The sequence below is a fragment of the Caballeronia zhejiangensis genome (assembly GCF_022879815.1).
GTDB classification, from domain to species: Bacteria; Pseudomonadota; Gammaproteobacteria; order Burkholderiales; family Burkholderiaceae; genus Caballeronia; species Caballeronia zhejiangensis.
Map to the genome: position 1 here is coordinate 535,632 of NZ_CP084284.1, position 19,123 is coordinate 554,754.

Genomic DNA, 19,123 nt, shown 5'->3' on the forward strand with positions numbered 1-19,123 from the left:
GCGCGGTCCGCCGTGGCTATTTCTTACTGTGGAGACGCCATGAGTTTCGAACTGACGATGCTTGCCTGGACGCTCGTGCTCGCGCTGGTGCAAGTGTTGCTCCCTGCGGTCGTGCGCAACCGCGAAGTCGGCATCAGATACCAGGCCGGCCCGCGCGATGCCGCCACGCCGCCGCCCAGCAAGCTTTCCGGACGGCTGATGCGGGCGCAGTCGAATCTGTTCGAGACGCTGCCGATTTTCGCCATTGCGGTGCTGATCGTGCACGTCACGGGGCGCGAGAACACGCTCACGCACTATGGCGCGCTCGCGTATTTCGTCGCGCGTCTGGTCTACGTGCCGCTCTACGCTGCCGGCGTGCCGTTCGTGCGCTCGCTGGTGTGGCTGGTGTCGGTCGTGGGCATCGTGCAGATTCTCGTTCCCATCATCTGACGAGGAGTGAAGGGCAATGACCGATCAAGCTTCGACCATCGAGATCGAAACCGCGCCGAATCCCGAATTCGCCGTGATCCTGATGCACGGCCTCGGCGCCGATGCCAACGACTTCGTGCCGCTCGTGCCCGAATTGCGTCTCGCCGATGCGCCCGCGATCCGCTTCGTGTTTCCGAACGCGCCGGAGATCGCCGTGACGGCGAATAACGGCTATGTGATGCGCGCGTGGTACGACATTCTGTCGTTCGAGGGCATCAACCGGCGCGTGGACGAGGCGGGCATCGTCGCTTCGGTCGGGCGCGTGCGGGCGCTTATCGAGGCGCAGAACGCGCGGGGAATTCCCAGTGAGCGCATTTTTATCGCGGGATTTTCGCAGGGCGGTGCGATGACCTATCAGGCGGGGCTCACTCATCCCGAGAAGCTCGCTGGGTTGATCGTGCTGTCGGGCTACATTCCTTCCGAAGGGCTGATCGATGAATCGCTTTCCGAAGCGAACCGATCGGTTCCCATCTTTGCCGCGCATGGGAGCTTCGATGATGTGCTCAATGTGGCTCTCGGTGAGCAGGCGTGCGAATTCGCTCGCGGGCAAGGGTGTGAGGTCGAATGGCATGCCTATCCTATGGCGCATTCGGTTTGTATGGAGGAGGTTGAGGCGTTGCGGGCTTGGTTGGGGGGGCGGTTGCGAGGGTGAGGTTTTTTTTCGCCGGATCCCGTTTTCGTGTCGGTCTATTAGCGTTGCCCCTGTGCGGGGCGGCACTCACTTTCTTTGCTGCTGCAAAGAAAGTAAGCAAAGAAAGCAGCTTTTCAGGCCCGCGGTCACACGCAATTTGGGTAGTCCTCTCGTCCTCGATGGCACTCGCCTAAAGAGTGCCCTCATCACAATAACGGGACTTGGATCGCGCACGGTCCGCCGCCCGAATACGTTGAGCGCGCTGGTTCAGCACGAAAGAGCTTCGGCACAGCGCTACGCGCTGCCGCCGGGTATGCAAGGGAAACCAAAGGGCGGCGATTGCAGTGAGATGGAGACGTTAGTAGAGAAGCACGCGCGGACCCGCTTGACCGGTCGGCCGCGAAGCGGGCCGGAGCTATTTGGTGCTGAACCAGTTTGTTGTGTGGTGCGATGTGACAGACCGTGCGCGAACCAAGCCCGATGGGGTGTTTGGGGGCACTCTTTAGGCAGCCCACGATGGACGAGAGGACTACCCAAATTGCGTGTGACCGCGGGCGTATCAGTAGCTGCTTTCTTTGCTTACTTTCTTTGCAGCAGCAAAGAAAGTGAGTGCCGCCCCGCACAGGGGCAGTGCTAATAGAACGACGCGAAACCGGGATCCGGCGAAAAAAAGACTCACGCACCCGAGTCACAAAAACCAGCAATCAAGGCAAGCATCCCACGCCGCAATTCCCCAGGACTAACGGGCTTGGAAAGCACGTCCTGCTCACACGCGAGCGGCACGATACACGCGGCCGGTTCACCGGTAACGACGAGACAAGGACAAGGCCGCCCAAGCCGCGTCGCACCGAGCATCGCCACTTCCCGCGCGGTCTTGGCATCACGCAGTCGAAAGTCGGTAATGATGAGATCCGGAAACCGCTCGATATCGCCGAGAATCGTCTCGAACTCCTCGAAGCTCGCCGCCGAGTCATAAAGCACGCCCCATTGCGACAGCAGCGCTTCGGTCGACGCCCGCACGAGCCCATCGTCCTCGACGAGCAACACATAACGCCCCTTGAGCTGCGCCATTTCCGCCGCCTCGGAACGCGCCGGCGCACGCGCCGACGGCGTGTCGGGCGACGGTCCGCACAGCGGCATTTCGAGCGAAAAGCGCGAGCCGCGCCCTTCGGTGGACTTCAGTTCGATGCGATGCTGATCGAGCATCGACATCACCGCATTGACGATCGACAGCCCGAGCCCCAGCCCCTTGTCGCGATCCTGCTCGGGATTGTCGACCTGAAAGAACGGCTGAAAAATCGCATCGAAATAATCGGCCGGAATGCCGATGCCGTTATCCAGCACGTCGATACGCGCGCGCGTCGGCGAACGCACCACGCCGACGATCACGGTCGGCTTCGAAGTCTTGCTCTGATCTGCATACTTGATCCCGTTGGACACCAGATTGGCCACGGCGCGCCCGAGCCAGTGCGCGTCGCTGCGCACGCAGACGACATCGTCCTTCGGGAGCCGCAGGCGCAATTCGACGCCGCGGCTCATCGCGAACGGACGCAACTGCTCGGCGGCTTCCTCGACGATCTGTCGCACGTCGAATACGTGATAGCGCGGCACGACGCGCCCCGATTCCAGCCGCGAGAGATCGAGCACCGCGTTCAGCAGCCGCGCGAGGATCACGGACGAACGCCCGCACTCGTTGATGAGCCGTTCGGCCTGATCGAATTCGCCGTTGCGGATGGCCTCGGCCGCCGCCTGCAGGAACAGATTGAGCGCGTGCATCGGCTGACGCAGATCGTGCGTCGCCGCGGCGAGAAAGTTGGATTTCTCGCGGCTCGCGGTCTGCGCGGCGATCATCTGCTGTTCGCGCAGCGCGAGCAGCGCGTTGGTCTTGTTCTCCTGATCCTTCTTGGAGACTTCGAGCTCGCGATTCTTGCGGCCGAGCGAAACATTCGCGGTGCGCAATTCGTCGTTGAGGGAAGCCAGCGCGCGCTCCGAACTATAGCGCTCGCGCGAGACGCGCTCGGCGTGCGTGCAGACGCCGTGCCCCACGACCACGACGTTGAACATATAGAAGAGCCCCGCGAAGAAATCCTCGGGGTTGAGCAGATGAATCGTCACCTGCAACACCACGATCGACGCCAGCGTGATGATGCCCGCTGTCAGCGCGACGCGAGAGCGCAGATAAAAGAAACTGAACTGGAAGAACAGCGCAAGGCACAGCCCGATGAAATGCTGCGTGTAGTTATAGGGCGCGGGCGTGATCGCGACCATTGCGAGGATCAGGCACAAGAGCCCGTAAATGCCCGTCAGAATGATGCGTTGCGCGGTGGCGTGCGAGCGGAACGACGGCCGCAGCACCAGCACGCCGACAAAAAACAGCAGCGCGATGCCCGCGAAGCGCAGCGCGAGGATGTCGGGCAGGCGCGAATCGAGCGCGCGGTTGCCCCGCGCGAAGCTGAAGTCCCACCAGAGGAAGCACGTCCAGATGGCAAGCGCGAGCAGCGTCGACGCGCGCCGGAATGCGCAGAAGCGCTGGCTGTGGTCTTCGAGAAACTGCGCTTCGAGGACGGGATCGGAAAACGGCGCCGGAATCGAGAGATTGCGCACCAGGCTCGCGCCGGCCTCGCGGGCCGCCGAGAGAAGAATGCCTGGATTGCGCACGCCGGCGGCGCGTTGCGGTACGGCCATCTTCATGCTCGCTCAGGGAATCGGGATATCTACTTTAGGCCAACGCGGTCAGACAAATACGCCTTTTTTTAGCAATCGGCCATTATCTCCGGCAATTATTGCGCTTTTTTGGCGAGTTGCGAGGGCACGCGGCGAGACGGAAGGAAGGAGGAAGGGAGCCGATCGGCGGGCGTTTGATCGTTTGCCCGCCGATTCGAAGGACAGCCACAACGAATGCCCCCCGCACGATGACGAGGGCGGTCTCGAGGAGAACCGTTCAGCTTTTCGGTTTGGCCTTGGTGGTGCGCTTCGTGACCTGCGTTTCCTTCGCGCCTGCGGCCTTCGCGGGCGATGCCTTGCTGCCGGCCGTTTTCTTGCGGCTCGACATTTCCGTTTCTGCGGGTTGGCTCGCTTGAGCCTTGCGTGGGGATGGCATGTTGACCTCCTTCAGTATGTGTCCATATCGACACATTGATAACCATAGGATGCGGTCAGCCGGTATTCAAGACTCGGCGGGCTTCTCGCGCGGCGCATCGGCCAAAAAACTTCTGAGAGCGAAGCATTTCGCCCGATGCCCGCAACGAGCGCGACGAGCGCGATCAGTGGAGGAGCTTCAGCCCCGCCGGCAGCGTTTCGCCGAACACGCGTCCGACGTCGGCGCGATCGAGCTCGACGGTCTCGCGGACCATCGCGATCCACGCCTGCGCCGCGCCCATCGTTTCGAGACGCTGCACGACAGCCGCGCGCGCATCGTCGGGCAGATCGCGCGAGCGGTCGCCGGTCATGCGCGCGATCTGCACGGCGGCGAACGCGGCAGGATCGACCTTCTTCCAGTCGAGCGCGAGGATCGCATCGAGCCAGACGACGGCGACCTCGGGCGGCACGACACCGTGCGCGCTGCCGTAAAAGGGCGCGCGGGCGCCGATGCGGCCCAGCGCCCACCAGCTTTGCACGCTCTCCGAAGGCTTTTTCAGGCGCGTGAGCAGCCATTCGCCGACCTCGATCTTGCGCTCGACCGGCACGCGTTCCAGCGACGCCGCGAGCCGCACCATGTCCTCGTAGCCCGCGCGCGCAGCGCCCGCCGCCTTGCGATAGCGGCTCGTGCCTGGCGGTTGCAGCACGAAGGCCATGTCGTCGAGCAGCTTGAGTTGCGCCGCTTCGGGCAGGCCACCGGCCGCGCGGCGCCAGAGCGTCCACCATTCGGACCAGATCTGGCTTTCGTTGCTGTACTGAATGCCCTGATCGAAAAGCGTCCAGAGTTGCTCGACACGCCATTCGTCGAGCGGATGCCCGAAGCCCGGACGCATGCAGTAGCCCGCGAGATTGAGCCACAGACGCTCGTGATCGGCGGTGCGGCGGCGCTTTTTCGCGCGCTCGAACAGCGCGCCGAAGACCTCGCGCAAGAGTGCGATGTCCCAGGTGTCGCGCGGGCCGAGCGTCTGTTCGAGCTGCGCGCGCAGGCGTTTGACTTCCTTCGGCCCGACATCGTGCGACTTCGCGCCGAACGTGCGGTCTATCAGTTCGATGGCTTTCGGCAGCGCCGGATGCGATTCGCTCACGGTCTCGTCGGTCTGCGGCGCCTCGCGGCGCAACTGGAATTCGAGCAGCCAGCGTTGCGCGGGATCGTCGACGGCGATGCAGTGCATCTCCAGCGTGCCGACTTCGGTAAGCGAGGTCGTCAGCTGAACCGCCGTTTCGCGCGCTCGGCCCTTGCCGGCGGCATGCGGATCGACGACGGTCGCGATCGGCGGCAGACGGATGAAATCGCCCGATGCGGCCGCGAGGTCTGCGAGCGCGCCCGCTTCGTAAGCCGTCTCCGACACCGACGACGCCAGGTGAAAGCGCACCGGCGCGCCGAGCGTGAGCGCGAAGGTGCGATCGGCGAGATGGATCGCCTGGCCTTCTTCGGTGCCGCGCGGCAGGACGCAGACGCCACGCATCGCGTTGGCATCGTCTTCGAGCAGCAGAAAGAAGCTGCGCGCCGAGCCACCGCCGATCTTGGGCGCATTGCCCGCGCGCGCGAGCGCGTAGGCGACCGCGCCGCGCGCGACCGCGACATCGGGATTGCCGTTCGCGAGCACGTTGACGGCTTCGCCGCGCCAGCCGGAAAGCGTATCGGCGATGCGGCGCGCGAGCGGAGCGGCGCGAAACACGCCGCCGTTCAACAGCAAGGTGTCCGGAATGGCGAGCGTTTCGGCGGGCGCATCGACGAGGCCGAGCGCCTTCTTCGCCTCGCCGGCATGCTGGCCGAGAAACGCCGCGATATGCCGCGTGATGGCCGCGTCGCTCGCATACGGCAGCCCGAATTCGACGATGCCGCCGCGCGAACGGCCGGGGCGATCGCTCGGGGCGACCATCGGAAAGAATCCTTCGACGATGATCCGCTCGATCTCGTCGCGCGTGACATCGGCCGAACGCGCGCCGCCGATCAGCTTCGAGCCCGCGCCGAGCAGCGTGATCGACGTGGATGCGGGCGCGTTGTCGCCTAGCAATTGCTCTTTCGCCGCGCGGCAGCGCTCGACGAGTTGCGACAGGCGTCCGGCGGAAAGACGCGCATCGCTGCCCGCGAGACGCTTCTCGACGAGATGCGCGAGCGCGAGATCCATGTTGTCGCCGCCGAGCATCAGATGGTTGCCCACGCCGATGCGCGTCAACACCGGCTCGCCGTTCTCCATCGCGACCTGGATGAGCGTGAGGTCGGTCGTGCCGCCGCCGACGTCGACGATCATCACGAGCCGCGTCGCCTTCAAATCATCCGCGAGCGTCGCGCGATGATGAAACAGCCAGTCGTAAAACGCGGCCTGCGGCTCTTCCAGCAGCCGCAGCTTTTCGAGTCCCGCCATGCGCGCGGCTTCGAGCGTCAGCGCGCGGGCGCCTTCATCGAACGAGGCGGGCACGGTCAGCACGACGTCCTGCGTGTCGAGCGGTGCATCCGGAAAGCGCTCGTTCCACGCCGCGTGGACGTGCGCGAGATAGCTCGCGCTCGCCATGACCGGCGAGATTTTTTCGACGTCGTCGCCCGCGCCCCACGGCAAGATGGCCGCGAGGCGATCGACCGCCGCGTGCGACAGCCAGCTTTTCGCGCTCGACACGAGCCGTCCCGGCACCTGCGCGCCGAGCATCCGGGCGAATCTGCCGATGACGGCGGGCGCTTCCATCTCGCCCCACGGCAATTGCAGATCCTCGGACTTGAGTTCGCCTGACGCGAAGTGATAGCGCAGCGACGGCAGAAGCGGCAGCGCCGCGACTTCGCCCGCGCCGACGAGCTGGTCGATGTCGAACACGCGGATATCGTTCGAGCCGATTTCCGCGTACGCGACGACCGTATTGCTCGTCCCGAGATCGATGCCGACGCTGTACCGCGCGCCGGACACCTTTTTCTTGCGCCCGGACACTTACAGGCCCATGCCCTGATCCGCGCCCGCGTTCGCGCCGCCGCGCACGTCGAACTCGACCTTCCAGCGCTCGGACGAGCCGCGCGGAATCGCTTCGAGTTCGAGCGTGCCCGCTTCGGTCACGCGTGCGTGCAGCTTGACGGGCACGACCTCGCCCGGCGTGCGGCCTTCGGGCGGCAGCGACGCTTCGATCTCTTCGAGTTCCTGCAATTCGTCCGGTTGCCAGTAATCGAGCAGCGTGCCGACCTGATCCTGACGACGCACCGAGGAGCCGAAGAAGCGGAAATGCACCGGCTCGCCGACGACGAGCCCGAATTCCTGCGCGGGCAATTCGGCGTCCGTGCCTTCCTCCATGCCGAACGGCGCGACGCACAGCGCCTGCACGGGCGGCTCCAGTCCGGGAACGGCCGGCATCGCCGATTCGACCGCGACGTAGTACGCGCGCGCCGTGCCGCCACGGATGCGCACGCCCTTGCCGCGCCGCACATAGCCGTAATAGGCCGCGCCGCGCGCCACCGCGAGATCGAGGTCCGCGCCTTCGAGCAGACGCGCGGCGGGCGCGTTTTCGGAGGCGAGCCATGAATTCAGCGTCGTCATCACGCGCTCGACGAGCAGCGGCGACTTGAACACGCCGCCGTTGAACAGCACGACGGTCGGATGCAGCAGCGTCGCGCCCTGCGGCGCCTGATGCTGCAAGCCTTCGACTTCCGCGAGCGCGTTGACCTGACGGCCGAGGAACGCGGCGAGATGGCGCGTGACGGCGGCGTCCTGCGCGTACGGCAGACCGAGTTGCGTGAGACCGACGCGCGCGCGCGAAACGGGGCGAGCCGCGGCATCGACTTGCGGGAAAAAGCCTTCGAGCAGGATCTGCGTGAGTTCGGCGCGCGTGAGTTCGGTGCGCAGCGACCCGCCGATCAGCTTCGAGCCGCGGCTCGGGACGACGAGCGGCACCGCATCGACGGACGGATCGGAAAGCAGCGTTTCCTTCGCCGAGCGGCACGCGTAGGTGAGGGCGCGCAACTGCCACGGATCGGGCTGCGTGCCCGATTGCGCGAGCTTGCGCGCGACGGTATGCGCGAGCGCGAGGTCCATGTTGTCGCCGCCGAGCAGGATGTGCTCGCCAACGGCCACGCGATGCAGTTCCAGATTGCCTTCGCGCTCGACGACCGCGATCAGCGACAAGTCGGTCGTGCCGCCGCCGACATCGACGACGAGAATCACATCGCCCACTTTGACCTGCTTGCGCCAGCCGCCCGACGATTTTTGAATCCAGCTATAGAGCGCGGCCTGCGGCTCTTCGAGCAGCGTCATGCGCGTGTAGCCGGCTGCGGCGGCGGCTTCGGCGGTGAGTTCGCGCGCGGCGGGATCGAAGGACGCGGGAATCGTCACGGTGACGTCCTGCTGATCGAAAGGCGCATCGGGATGCGCGTGGTTCCACGCTTCGCGCAAATGCGTCAGATAGCGCACCGAGCTTTCCAGCGGCGACACGCGCTCGACTTCCTCGGGCGCATCGGACGGCAGGATTGACGCGCGGCGATCGACGCCCGGATGGCACAGCCAGCTTTTCGCGCTGGAAACGAGGCGGATCGGCGTGCCCGCGCCCCGGCTGCGCGCGAGTTCGCCGACGATGAACCTGCGCTCCTGCGTCCACGGCAGCGTGAGATCGCCGGGCGCGAGCTCGTTCTCGTGCGGCAGATAGAGAAACGAGGGCAAAAGGTCGCGTTCTTCGGCGGCGCCGGGCGCGGTCAGTTGCGAGATGGGCAGCACGCCTTGCGCGGTCTTTTCGCCGTCGCTCGCGCCCATGTCGACGTAGGAGAGCGCGCAATGCGTCGTGCCGAGATCGACGCCGATCGAGTAGCGCGCCGGGTTATCGTTCGCTTGAATGTCGCTCACAGTTCCACCTCCGCGGGCGCGACGATGCTCGCATCATGGGACGGCGCGAGCTTCGGCAGGCGCGTCTCCTCGACCTTCCATCCACGATGGCTGATGCTGCCCGAAAAGGGCGGCTTGCCGACGACGTTGCCCGTCAGCCGGATGGCGGCGGCATCGAAACCCTCCTGCAGCGTGATGCGCGTGCCTTCCGCTTCGGTGCGCACGGGCTTGACCGTGAAATGCTCGCGCAGCACGTTACGGCAGCCGTCGTGCACGAGGCGGGCGGCCGCGCCGATATCGGCGTCGCTGTAATTGACGATGTCTTCTTCCACGAAATCGATGAAACGCGCGTCGCGCTGCAAAAGGCCGAGCAGTTGCAACGCGGCGACCGGGCTCGCCTCCTTCAGCGCGGACGGCGCGGGTTGAACCGGCGCGGCGGCAGGCTTCGGCGCTTCGGCTTTGAAATCGGGCGCGGCTGCGGGGGCTTCAGGCGCTTCGGGCGCTTCGCGCAGGCGCTGCACGCGGCCCGCGAACGATGCATTGCCGAGAATGCCGAAGAAGGCGCCGAAGGCAATGCCTATCCTGCCGAAAAAGCCTGGATTCATGTCGGTCATGTGATGCTCCTGTAGGCCGCGCGAGGACGACCCTATCCTCGGGCGGCGCGGGTGGCCGGTGTTCGGTGCCGTATCGGCGGGGTGATGCCGGGAATGTCTGCCCGTGCGGCTTTTCAGAAAAGGCACGAAAAACGCCAACGGCCTTTATACCGTATCCCGATATTTTCCATGATGTCGCGCCCCGGCCGGGAAAATCGCTCCGGATGGGCGCGCGGCGGCGGGCCTCATTCTCGCGATTTGCGCCGTCAAGTCAAGGCGCGGCAGGCTTCGCGGCGCGCTTCAGGCCTTGTAGCCGATCTTGCGCAGCAGGTCGTGGCGCCACTTCACGTCGTCTTCGCTTTCGACGCCAAGCGGCGGGAACCCGTCCACCACGCCGACGATCCCGCGTCCCTGATCCGTCTGCGCGACAAGCACCTGCGTCGGATTGGCGGTCGCGCAGAAGATGCGGCACACCTCCGGCACGGCCTTCACGGTATTGAGCACGTTGACGGGAAAGAAGCCGTCGCCGAGCACGATGATGAAGCTGTGTCCCGCGCCGATGTTCTGCGCGTTGCGCGCGGCCAGCTCGACGCCATGCTCGTCCGTGCCCGACGTGCGTACGAGCCGCTTGCCCGACGCCTCGCAGAACGCGAGTCCGAAGCGGATGCCGGGCACCGCGCCGACGAGCGCCTCGTGCAGATCCTCGACCGTCTTGATGAAATGCGACTGACCGAGGATGAAGTTGGTGTCCTCGGGCTTGTCGATGGCGATGGCGAGCAGTTCCATGGCGGATCTCCGGTGCGCGCTGGAAATTCCATGGTAGGCGCTTTTCTACGCGCGTATTTCGAACCCCGCGAGATACGCCGCCGCATCGCCGCCGTCCCAGACGCGGCCATCGCAGAACGTCGCCGCGCGCCGTTCGCCGGGAATCGCAATGCCCGCCGCCTGCGCTGCCTCCCGATAAAGCGCGGTCTGATTCACGCTCGCCGCGATGGCCGCATCGTCGATATCGGCGCCGAGCATGCCCCAGCGCCGGTATTGCGTAATGAACCAGACGCCGTCCGATACGCGCGGATAGTTCACCGCGCCTTCATCGAAGAAACGCACGGGCAGCGCGCGCGCATCGCCGCCATCGGATGTGGCGAGGCGCGGCTCGATCAGCGCGCGCGGCACGCCGAGCAGCGCGGACGACGACAGCGCCTCGGCGATCTCCTCGCGATGCGCCCGCGTATCGAGCCAGGCGCACGCATCGAGCATCGTGCGAACGAGCGCGCGCGCCGTCGCGGGATAGAGCGCCGCGAAATCGCGCCGGCACGCGAGCACCTTCTCCGGATGATCCGGCCAGATCTCGCTCGTGTACGCGACCGTCCTGCCCGCGTCGCGCGCCTCGGCGACGGCGTGCCACGGCTCGCCCGCGCAGAAGCCGTCGAGCGCGCCCTCGACGAGCGCATCGGCCATGCGCGGCGGCGGAATCACGATGCTCTGCACATCGCGCAACGGATGCACGCCGTGCGCCGCGAGCCAGTAATACAGCCACATCGCGTGCGTGCCGGTCGGAAAAGTCTGCGCGATGACCGGCGGCCGCCCGAGCGAATGCAACGCTTCCTTCACGCTGGCGCCGTTCCGGATCGCATCGGCCAACGGACGCGACAGCGTGATCGCCTGACCGTTGCGATTGAGGACCATCAGCACGGCCATGTCCGCCTGCGGCCCGCCGATACCGAGTTGCACGCCGTACACGAGGCCATAGAGCGCGTGCGCCGCGTCGATCTCGCCGGACAGCAGCTTGTCGCGCACGGCCGCCCACGACGGCTGACGGCACAGCTCGATCGAGATGCCATGACGCGCGCCGAGATCGCGCAACGCGGCGACGGCGAGCGGCGCGGCATCGGAAAGGGCGACGAAGCCGAGCCGCAGATGCGTGCGTTCGGGTTGGGAGGAAGTGATGTTCATGAGATGTCGATAAAGCTAGAGCAGATCGGCCATCGAAAGCAATTGGCGCGCGATCTCGGCGACCTTCACGCCCTGATCCATCGCGCGCTTGCGAAGCGCCGCATAGGCTTCGTTTTCGGACATGCCGCGCCTGTCCATCAGAAGACGTTTCGCGCGGTCGATGACCTTGCGCTGCTCCAGTTCGTCCTCGACCTTCGCGAGCCGCTGACGCAACTGCGCTTCATGCGCGAAACGCGCGAGCGCGACTTCGATGATCGGCGCGAGACGCTCGGGCGCGAGTCCTTCGACGGAATACGCGGTGACGCCCGCGCCCACTGCCGCGCGAATGAACTGCTGATCCGCGTCGTTGCTGAACATCAGCACGGGACGCGGCGCGGCCTTGTTCATCACCGCGAGCTGTTCGAGCGTGTCGCGCGAGGGCGACTCGGTATCGATGATGACGACATCGGGCTTCTGGCTCTCGACGGCCTTGTGCAGCGCCGAAGGCGCGGCCGCTTCGGCGAGCATGTCATAGCCCATGCGCGCGAGTTGCTCGCGCAAATCGCCTATGGGCTTGTCGGTGTCGGTGACGAGAAGAACGCGAAGCATGCGGGAAGCGGAAGCGGTCATGCGAGGGACGCTTGAGACTTTAACGCGCCGTCCGCGCTTTGAGAACCCGCTTTACGCGGCATGAGCGAAGCCTTTGGCGCTTTGCACATGCGCCGCGAATTCCGCCGCTTCGCCGATCGCACCGCCGATCAGAATCACCGCCGGACTGCCGAGGCCGGCAGCGTTGGCATCATCGGCAAGACGATCGAGCGTCGTCACGAGCCGCTTTTCCTGCGACGATCCCGCGTGCTGCACGACGGCCGCAGGGGTGCTCGCGGGCAACGCATCGAGCAACGATGCCGTCAGACTCGCGATGCGGCTCATGCCCATATAGATCGCGAGCGTGGTGCCCGTTGCGGCGAGCGCGGCCCAATCCGGCTGACTGTGATCCTGCATGTGCGCGGTGACGAACGTCACGCCCTGACAATGATCGCGATGCGTGAGCGAGATGCCGAGTCCAGCCGCCGCCGCGAATCCCGATGACACGCCATTGACGATATCGACCGGAATATCCGCCCCGCGCAATGCGGCGATCTCTTCGCCCGCGCGTCCGAAGAGCAACGCGTCGCCGCCTTTCACGCGCACCACATGCAGTCCTTTCTTCGCGTATCGCTGCATGAGGCGCTGAATGAAGGCTTGCGGCGTGGACTTGCATCCGCCGCGCTTGCCGACGCGAATCACGCGCGCGTTCGGCGCAAGCGTGACGATGTCGGCGTTGGCGAGATCGTCGACGAGAAGGACGTCGGCGGCGGCGAGCGCCTTCGCGGCGCGCAAGGTCAGCAAGTCCAGATCGCCGGGGCCCGCGCTCAACAGAGTGACTTTGCCTTTGATGGTGCTCATCGTTGCTTCCTGAGTCTGCGTGCTTCGTGTGTGAGGCATCGGCGCGGCAAACGCAGATAGCGTCCGCTCGTGTCGCTGCACGATGGGGACGCCTTTGTCCTTGCTTTCATGTATCGGGGCGCCGCGAACGCCGTTGCTCGCAGCGCTTTCGACAATGCAATAAGCGGGCCATTGGTCGAATAGGGCTTCGAGCACGTTATCCGCACTGTCGTTGTGCGCGGGTGGCACCGCGAGGGCGCATGGGCGCTTGCTCGATGTGAATGCGTGCGTTAACCGTGCAGTACAAAGTCGAGGAGCGTACGAAGCGATCGCTTGCACGTTCGCACGGCATCAGTGCTGCGTCGCACCATCCCTGTGCCCGCCTGCATCGAAACATGACGTGAAGCTCATGCGCGCAGTCCGTGCATATAACGCGCAAAGCCTTGCGCGACAAGCGTCCGAAGTCGATGCGGCGCGCATGGCATAGGCCTTGCCTTATGTCTCGCCATCGGATCAACGGCGATCCGTCCTGAATACAGCGCCCGGCAAGTGAAGAACATGCGGGCATCGGACAACGGCGTCCCCCGCATCGGCTTCCCGGCCCATGCGCGGGACGCCTTTCTTTTTTTGCGGAAAGACGATGGACAAAGCCACCCGGATCGATCTCTTCAGCATGCGCAGCGCGCCGATGCGCGCCTTCCATCTCACGTGGATGGCCTTCTTCGTATGCTTCTTCGCGTGGTTCGCCTGCGCGCCGCTGATGCCGCTCATCAAGCGCGAATACGGACTCACGGCGGATCAAGTTGCGAACATCAATATCGCGGCCGTCGCCGTGACGATTCTGGTGCGCCTCGTCGTCGGACCGATGTGCGATCGCTTCGGCCCGCGCCGCGTGTATGGCGCGCTGCTGCTCGCGGGTTCGGTGCCTGTCATCGGCGCGGCGCTCTCTACGGGCTACGACAGCTTCCTGTGGTGCCGTCTCGCGATCGGCGCGATCGGCGCGAGCTTCGTCATCACGCAGTACCACACGTCGGTGATGTTCGCGCCGAACGTCGTCGGCACCGCGAACGCAACGACTGCCGGCTGGGGCAACGCGGGCGCGGGCGCGGCGCAGGCGATCATTCCGCTTCTCGTCGCGGCAGCGATCGCGCTCGGCGTGGGCGAAGCATCGGCATGGCGCGTCGCTTTGATCGTGCCGGGCATCGCGATGCCGGTGATGGCCTTCTTCTACTGGCGCTATACGCAGGATTGCCCGCAAGGCGACTTCGTCGCGCTGCGCCGTGCCGGCGTCGCGATCGACGGCGGCAAGAAGGGCGGCTGGCAGAGCTTCCTGACCGCGTGCTCGAACTATCGCGTGTGGATGCTCTTCGTCACGTACGGCGCGTGCTTCGGCGTCGAAGTGTTCATCCACAACATGGCGGCGATCTATTACGTCGATCACTTCGGCCTCTCGCTCGCGCAAGCCGGCATGGCGGCGGGCAGCTTCGGTCTGCTCGCGCTCTTCGCCCGCGCGCTCGGCGGCTGGCTCTCCGATAAAGCCGCCGCGAAGAAAGGCCTCGATATCCGCGCGACCTTGTTGTTCGCGCTGATCGCGGGCGAAGGCATCGGCCTCTATGCGTTCGCGCATGCGCCGAGCGTCGTGCTCGCCATCGTCGCGATGCTTGCGTTCGGCCTCTTCACGCACATGGCATGCGGCGCGACTTACGCGCTCGTGCCGTTCATCGATCGCAAGGCGCTCGGCGGCGTGGCTGGCGTGATCGGCGCCGGCGGCAACGTCGGCGCGGTCGCAGCGGGCTTCCTGATGAAAGGCCTCGGCAACGCGCAAGCCACGCTCTCGATGCTCGGCGTGATCGTCGCGACGACGGCGCTCTGCGCGCTCGCCGTGCGCTTCTCCCCCGAACACAAGGCACGCGAAGCGGCACTGCGCGAAAGCGCGCTCGCAGCCAATAACGTCATTGCAAACTGAGAAGGCCCCGTCATGAAAATCGTCGTCATCGGCCACGGCATGGTCGGCCACAAGTTCCTCGAATGTCTCGCCGAGAGCGGCAACGAAGCGCTCGACGTGACGGTCCTGTGCGAAGAACCGCGCGCCGCGTACGACCGCGTGCATCTGACCGAATTCTTCACGGGCAAGAGCGCGGATGATCTCTCGCTCGTCGAAGAGGGCTTCTTCGAACGTTCGGGTTATGCGCTGAAACTGAATGCGCGCGCGGTGTCGATCGATCGCGCGGCGCGCACGGTGACGGCTTCGACGGGCGAAGTGCTCGCGTACGACAAGCTCGTGCTCGCGACCGGCTCCTATCCGTTCGTGCCGCCCATCGAAGGCCGTGATCGCGACGGCTGCTTCGTGTATCGCACGATCGAAGATCTCGAAGCGATGCAGGCATGCGGCGCGCGCTCGAAGACGGGCACGGTCGTCGGCGGCGGTCTGCTCGGTCTCGAAGCAGCGAAGGCGCTGCGCGACATGGGACTCGAAACGCATGTGATCGAATTCGCGCCGCGCCTGATGGCCGTGCAGGTCGATGACGGCGGCGGACGCGTGCTGCGCGCGAAGATCGAGGAGCTCGGCGTCACGGTTCATACGGGTAAGAACACGCTTGCGATCGTCGATGGCGAAGGCGCGGCCAACCGCATGAATTTCGCCGATGAGACGCATCTCGACACTGACATGATCGTGTTCTCGGCAGGCATTCGTCCGCGCGACGACATCGCGCGTGCAGCGGGTCTCGACATCGGCGCGCGCGGCGGCATCGTGATCGACGACGCCTGCCGCACGAGCGACGAAGCGATCTATGCCATCGGCGAATGTGCGTTGTGGAAGGGCCAGTTGTTCGGCCTCGTCGCGCCGGGTTACGACATGGCGCGCATCGTCGCGAAGCAGATCATCGGCGAGGAGGCGGCGTTCGCGGGCGCGGACATGAGCACCAAACTCAAGCTGATGGGCGTCGATGTGGCGAGCATCGGCGATGCACACGGCAAGACGCCCGGCAGCCGGACGTATCAGTACAGCGACGAGCGCAAGCAGGTCTACAAGAAGATCGTCGTGTCCGACTGCGGCAAGTTTCTTCTCGGCGGCGTGATGGTCGGCGATGCAGCGGAATACGGCACGCTGCTGCAGATGATGTTGAACAAGATCGAGTTGCCCGAAGCGCCCGAGTTCCTGATCCTGCCGTCGAGCGATGGAAAAGCGAAGCCCGCGCTCGGCGTCGAAGCCTTGCCCGATGCGGCGCAGATCTGTTCGTGCAACAACGTAAGCAAGGCTGAAATCTGCGCGGCTGTCTGCGCGGGCGCAACGAGCATTGGCGCGATCAAGTCGTCGTGCAAGGCGGGCGCATCGTGCGGCGGCTGCGTGCCGCTCGTCACGCAAGTGATGAAGTCGGAGATGAAGCGGCAGGGTCTCGCGGTGAACAATCATCTGTGCGAGCACTTCCCGTATTCGCGTCAGGAGCTTTATCACATCGCGCGCGTGGAAGGACATCGCACGTTCGGCACGCTGCTCGCGAAGCACGGCAAGGGACGCGGCTGCGATGTCTGCAAGCCTGCCGTCGCGAGCATTCTTGCTTCGTGCTGGAACGAGTTCGTGCTGAAGAAAGAGCACGCGAGCCTGCAGGATTCGAACGATTACTACCTCGCGAACATCCAGCGCGATGGCACGTACAGCGTCGTGCCGCGCATGCCGGGCGGCGAAGTGACGCCCGATGGCTTGATCGCGGTCGGCCAGGTCGCGAAGAAGTACGGCCTCTATACGAAGATTACGGGCGGCCAGCGTGTCGACATGTTCGGCGCGCGCGTAGAGCAATTGCCGTTCATCTGGGAAGAGCTCATCGCGGCGGGCTTCGAATCGGGTCATGCGTATGGCAAGGCCCTGCGCACCGTGAAGTCGTGCGTCGGCTCGACGTGGTGCCGTTATGGCGTCGGCGATTCGGTCGGACTCGCGATCGAACTGGAGAATCGCTACAAGGGTCTGCGCACGCCGCACAAGATCAAGTTCGGCGTGTCGGGCTGCACGCGCGAGTGCGCCGAAGCGCAAGGCAAGGACGTCGGCGTGATCGCGACGGAGAAGGGCTGGAATCTCTACGTATGCGGTAACGGCGGCATGAAGCCGCGTCACGCCGAGCTTATCGCGTCCGATCTCGATCACGACACGCTCGTGCGGTACATCGACCGCTTCCTGATGTTCTACGTGCGTACGGCGGATCGCCTGCAACGCACGAGCGTATGGCGCGACAACCTCGAAGGCGGACTCGAGTATCTGATCGACGTCGTCATCAACGACAAGCTCGACATCGCCGCCGAGCTCGAAGCGGAGATGCAACTCGTCGTCGATACCTACGAGGACGAATGGAAAAAGGCCGTCACCGATCCGCATACGCGCAAGCGCTTCCGTCACTTCGTCAACAGCGAACAGGGCGATGCGAACGTGACCTTCGTGGAAGAGCGCGGCCAGATTCGCCCCGCCACGCTCGAAGAGCGCAAGTCGAAGCTTGCCGAAACCGTTTAACGCGTGAGGAGAAACATCATGAACGACCGTATCGAACAGGACTGGACCGCCGTTTGTGAACTCGACGACATCGTGCCGGATACGGGCGTGTGCGCGCTCGTGAAGGGCACGCAAGTCGCGGTGTTTCATGTCGCGGGCGAAGAGGCAGCCGTGTACGCGATCGACAACTACGACCCGCATTCGCAAGCCGCGGTGCTCTCGCGCGGCATCGTGGGAAGTCTGGGCGAGCGTATCGTCGTTGCATCGCCGATCTACAAGCAGCACTTCGATCTGCGCACGGGCGAATGCCTGGAAGCGCCGGAGCTTTCGGTGAGCGCGTATCGCGTGAAGGTCGCGGGCGGCAAGGTGTGGGTCGCGGCATGAAGACCGAATATGCGGTTGCGGGCATGGCGGCGTTGAAGCACGCCGCATCGCGCCAGCGGCTCGTGGTGATCGGCAACGGCATGGCCGGTATGCGTACGGTCGAAGAACTGCTGAAGATCGCGCCCGAGCTGTACGACATCACCGTATTCGGCGCCGAGCCGTACGGCAACTACAACCGCATTCTGTTGTCGCCGGTGCTCGCGGGCGAGAAGAGCGTCGACGACATCATTCTCAACACGCGCGAATGGTACGACGCGAACGGCATCACGCTGCATGCGGGCGATGCCGTGATCGAAATCGATCGTGCGCGGCGCGTCGTGCGTTCGGAGAAGGGCGTGGAAGCGCACTACGACCGTCTGCTGATCGCGACCGGCTCGAAGCCATTCATCATTCCGGTGCCGGGTTGCGAGCTTTCCGGTGTGATCGCATTTCGCGACATTCAGGATGTCGAAACGATGCTCGAAGCGGCACGCGATCATCGGCACGCGGTGATCATCGGCGGCGGTCTGCTCGGGCTCGAAGCGGCCAACGGCTTGCAGCGGCAGGGCATGTCGGTAACGGTCGTGCATGCGAGCGGCAGCCTGATGGATCGTCAGCTCGATGCCACCGCGTCCGCGTTGCTCAAGCGTTCGCTCGAAGCGAAAGGCCTCAACTTCGCGATGGCCGCGCAGACGACGGAGATCGTCGGCGACGACCGCGTGCGCGCCGTGCGTTTCGCGGACGGCACGCAGATCGACGCTGATCTCGTCGTGATGACGGCGGGCGTGCGGCCCAACATCGCGCTCGCGAAAGAGGCGGGGCTGCATTGCGAGCGCGCCATCGTCGTCGACGACACCTTGCAGACTTTCGATCCGCGCGTGTATGCGGTGGGCGAATGCGTGCAGCATCGCTCGGCGACCTTCGGTCTCGTCGCGCCGATCTGGGATCAGGCGCGCGTGGCGGGCGCGCATCTCGCGGGCGCGGGGCATCGCCGTTACGTGCAGCGCGCGACGGCGACGAAGCTCAAGGTGACGGGCGTCGATCTGTATTCGGCAGGCGATTTCATCGGCGGCGAGGACAGCGAGGATCTCGTGCTGCGCGATCCGCGCCGCGGCGTGTACAAGCGTGTCGTGCTGCAGGCGGGACGCGTGATCGGCGCGGTGCTGTACGGCGACGTGAAGGACGGCGGCTGGTATTTCGATCTGATTCAGAGCCGCGCGGACGTATCGCATCTGCGCGGCAAGCTTCTTTTCGGCAAGACGCTTTGTGAAGCCTGAATACGGCCAAGGATAGAGAA

At 65.0% G+C, this 19,123-nt stretch carries 15 protein-coding genes; 6 read left to right on the forward strand and 9 right to left on the reverse strand.

The annotated features are described in order from the left end of the window. Positions 1-39 precede the first annotated feature (39 nt). Together LDZ23_RS16990 and LDZ23_RS16995 are read left to right on the forward strand one after the other, a co-directional pair. A complete protein-coding gene (locus LDZ23_RS16990; protein ID WP_008353613.1) occupies positions 40-429 on the forward strand; it encodes an MAPEG family protein in 390 nt (129 codons plus the stop codon). Between the two features lie 16 nt (positions 430-445). Then, entirely contained in the window at positions 446-1,120 is a 675-nt protein-coding gene (locus tag LDZ23_RS16995) for an alpha/beta hydrolase (protein ID WP_008353612.1), read from the forward strand. Between the two features lie 654 nt (positions 1,121-1,774). Here LDZ23_RS16995 and LDZ23_RS17000 read toward each other — a convergent pair. The 9 genes from LDZ23_RS17000 to cobA form a co-directional block, all read right to left on the reverse strand. Then, complete coding sequence (locus LDZ23_RS17000) at positions 1,775-3,790, reverse strand: ATP-binding response regulator (protein WP_241484858.1); 2,016 nt, start codon at positions 3,788-3,790, stop codon at positions 1,775-1,777. Between the two features lie 250 nt (positions 3,791-4,040). Then, a complete protein-coding gene (locus LDZ23_RS17005; RefSeq protein ID WP_160172890.1) occupies positions 4,041-4,199 on the reverse strand; it encodes a hypothetical protein in 159 nt (52 codons plus the stop codon). Between the two features lie 163 nt (positions 4,200-4,362). After that, positions 4,363-7,158, reverse strand: coding sequence for an Hsp70 family protein (locus LDZ23_RS17010; RefSeq protein WP_244808197.1), 2,796 nt, complete (start codon positions 7,156-7,158; stop codon positions 4,363-4,365). Further along, on the reverse strand, positions 7,159-9,051 hold the full coding sequence (locus LDZ23_RS17015) for an Hsp70 family protein (RefSeq protein ID WP_008353607.1): 1,893 nt from the start codon (positions 9,049-9,051) through the stop codon (positions 7,159-7,161). Continuing rightward, complete coding sequence (locus LDZ23_RS17020) at positions 9,048-9,644, reverse strand: DUF2760 domain-containing protein (RefSeq protein ID WP_008353605.1); 597 nt, start codon at positions 9,642-9,644, stop codon at positions 9,048-9,050. The genes LDZ23_RS17015 and LDZ23_RS17020 overlap by 4 nt, the downstream gene beginning before the upstream one ends. 279 nt (positions 9,645-9,923) lie before the next feature. Continuing rightward, positions 9,924-10,409 (reverse strand): adenosine-specific kinase, encoded by a 486-nt coding sequence (locus tag LDZ23_RS17025; protein ID WP_008353603.1) that lies wholly within the window; start codon positions 10,407-10,409, stop codon positions 9,924-9,926. A 45-nt stretch (positions 10,410-10,454) separates the two neighbouring features. Further along, positions 10,455-11,576 carry a CmpA/NrtA family ABC transporter substrate-binding protein gene (locus LDZ23_RS17030; RefSeq protein ID WP_008353602.1) on the reverse strand — a complete coding sequence of 374 codons (1,122 nt, stop codon included), beginning with the start codon at positions 11,574-11,576 and terminating at the stop codon, positions 10,455-10,457. 15 nt (positions 11,577-11,591) lie between these two features. Next, the gene (locus tag LDZ23_RS17035) at positions 11,592-12,164 is read right to left on the reverse strand and encodes an ANTAR domain-containing response regulator (protein WP_034471835.1); all 573 of its coding nucleotides are present in this window, start codon (positions 12,162-12,164) and stop codon (positions 11,592-11,594) included. A gap of 72 nt (positions 12,165-12,236) precedes the next feature. Next, a complete protein-coding gene (cobA, locus tag LDZ23_RS17040; protein ID WP_008353600.1) occupies positions 12,237-13,004 on the reverse strand; it encodes a uroporphyrinogen-III C-methyltransferase in 768 nt (255 codons plus the stop codon). Positions 13,005-13,623: 619 nt separating this feature from the next. On the opposite strand from cobA, the gene LDZ23_RS17045 reads away from it, so the two are divergent. Genes LDZ23_RS17045 through LDZ23_RS17060 form a run of 4 tightly spaced genes read left to right on the forward strand, consistent with a single transcriptional unit; the run spans position 13,624 to position 19,103 of the window. After that, on the forward strand, positions 13,624-14,949 hold the full coding sequence (locus tag LDZ23_RS17045) for an MFS transporter (protein WP_008353599.1): 1,326 nt from the start codon (positions 13,624-13,626) through the stop codon (positions 14,947-14,949). 12 nt (positions 14,950-14,961) lie between these two features. Next, positions 14,962-17,484, forward strand: a complete 2,523-nt coding sequence (gene nirB / locus LDZ23_RS17050) for a nitrite reductase large subunit NirB (RefSeq protein WP_008353598.1) — start codon at positions 14,962-14,964, stop codon at positions 17,482-17,484. Between the two features lie 18 nt (positions 17,485-17,502). Next, the gene (gene nirD / locus LDZ23_RS17055; protein WP_008353596.1) at positions 17,503-17,847 is read left to right on the forward strand and encodes a nitrite reductase small subunit NirD; all 345 of its coding nucleotides are present in this window, start codon (positions 17,503-17,505) and stop codon (positions 17,845-17,847) included. Further along, positions 17,844-19,103, forward strand: coding sequence for an NAD(P)/FAD-dependent oxidoreductase (locus LDZ23_RS17060; RefSeq protein WP_008353594.1), 1,260 nt, complete (start codon positions 17,844-17,846; stop codon positions 19,101-19,103). The genes nirD and LDZ23_RS17060 overlap by 4 nt, the downstream gene beginning before the upstream one ends. Positions 19,104-19,123 lie beyond the last annotated feature (20 nt).

Excerpts from the sequence above, each read along its gene's own strand:
- LDZ23_RS17025 (WP_008353603.1), bottom strand. The coding sequence starts at position 10,409 with ATGGAACTGCTCGCCATCGCCATCGACAAGCCCGAGGACACCAACTTC.
- LDZ23_RS16990 (WP_008353613.1), top strand. The coding sequence starts at position 40 with ATGAGTTTCGAACTGACGATGCTTGCCTGGACGCTCGTGCTCGCGCTG.
- LDZ23_RS17060 (WP_008353594.1), top strand. The coding sequence starts at position 17,844 with ATGAAGACCGAATATGCGGTTGCGGGCATGGCGGCGTTGAAGCACGCC.
- LDZ23_RS16995 (WP_008353612.1), top strand. The coding sequence starts at position 446 with ATGACCGATCAAGCTTCGACCATCGAGATCGAAACCGCGCCGAATCCC.
- LDZ23_RS17005 (WP_160172890.1), bottom strand. The coding sequence starts at position 4,199 with ATGCCATCCCCACGCAAGGCTCAAGCGAGCCAACCCGCAGAAACGGAA.
- nirD (WP_008353596.1), top strand. The coding sequence starts at position 17,503 with ATGAACGACCGTATCGAACAGGACTGGACCGCCGTTTGTGAACTCGAC.
- LDZ23_RS17045 (WP_008353599.1), top strand. The coding sequence starts at position 13,624 with ATGGACAAAGCCACCCGGATCGATCTCTTCAGCATGCGCAGCGCGCCG.
- LDZ23_RS17035 (WP_034471835.1), bottom strand. The coding sequence starts at position 12,164 with ATGCTTCGCGTTCTTCTCGTCACCGACACCGACAAGCCCATAGGCGAT.
- LDZ23_RS17000 (WP_241484858.1), bottom strand. The coding sequence starts at position 3,790 with ATGAAGATGGCCGTACCGCAACGCGCCGCCGGCGTGCGCAATCCAGGC.
- LDZ23_RS17020 (WP_008353605.1), bottom strand. The coding sequence starts at position 9,644 with ATGACCGACATGAATCCAGGCTTTTTCGGCAGGATAGGCATTGCCTTC.
- cobA (WP_008353600.1), bottom strand. The coding sequence starts at position 13,004 with ATGAGCACCATCAAAGGCAAAGTCACTCTGTTGAGCGCGGGCCCCGGC.
- LDZ23_RS17030 (WP_008353602.1), bottom strand. The coding sequence starts at position 11,576 with ATGAACATCACTTCCTCCCAACCCGAACGCACGCATCTGCGGCTCGGC.
- nirB (WP_008353598.1), top strand. The coding sequence starts at position 14,962 with ATGAAAATCGTCGTCATCGGCCACGGCATGGTCGGCCACAAGTTCCTC.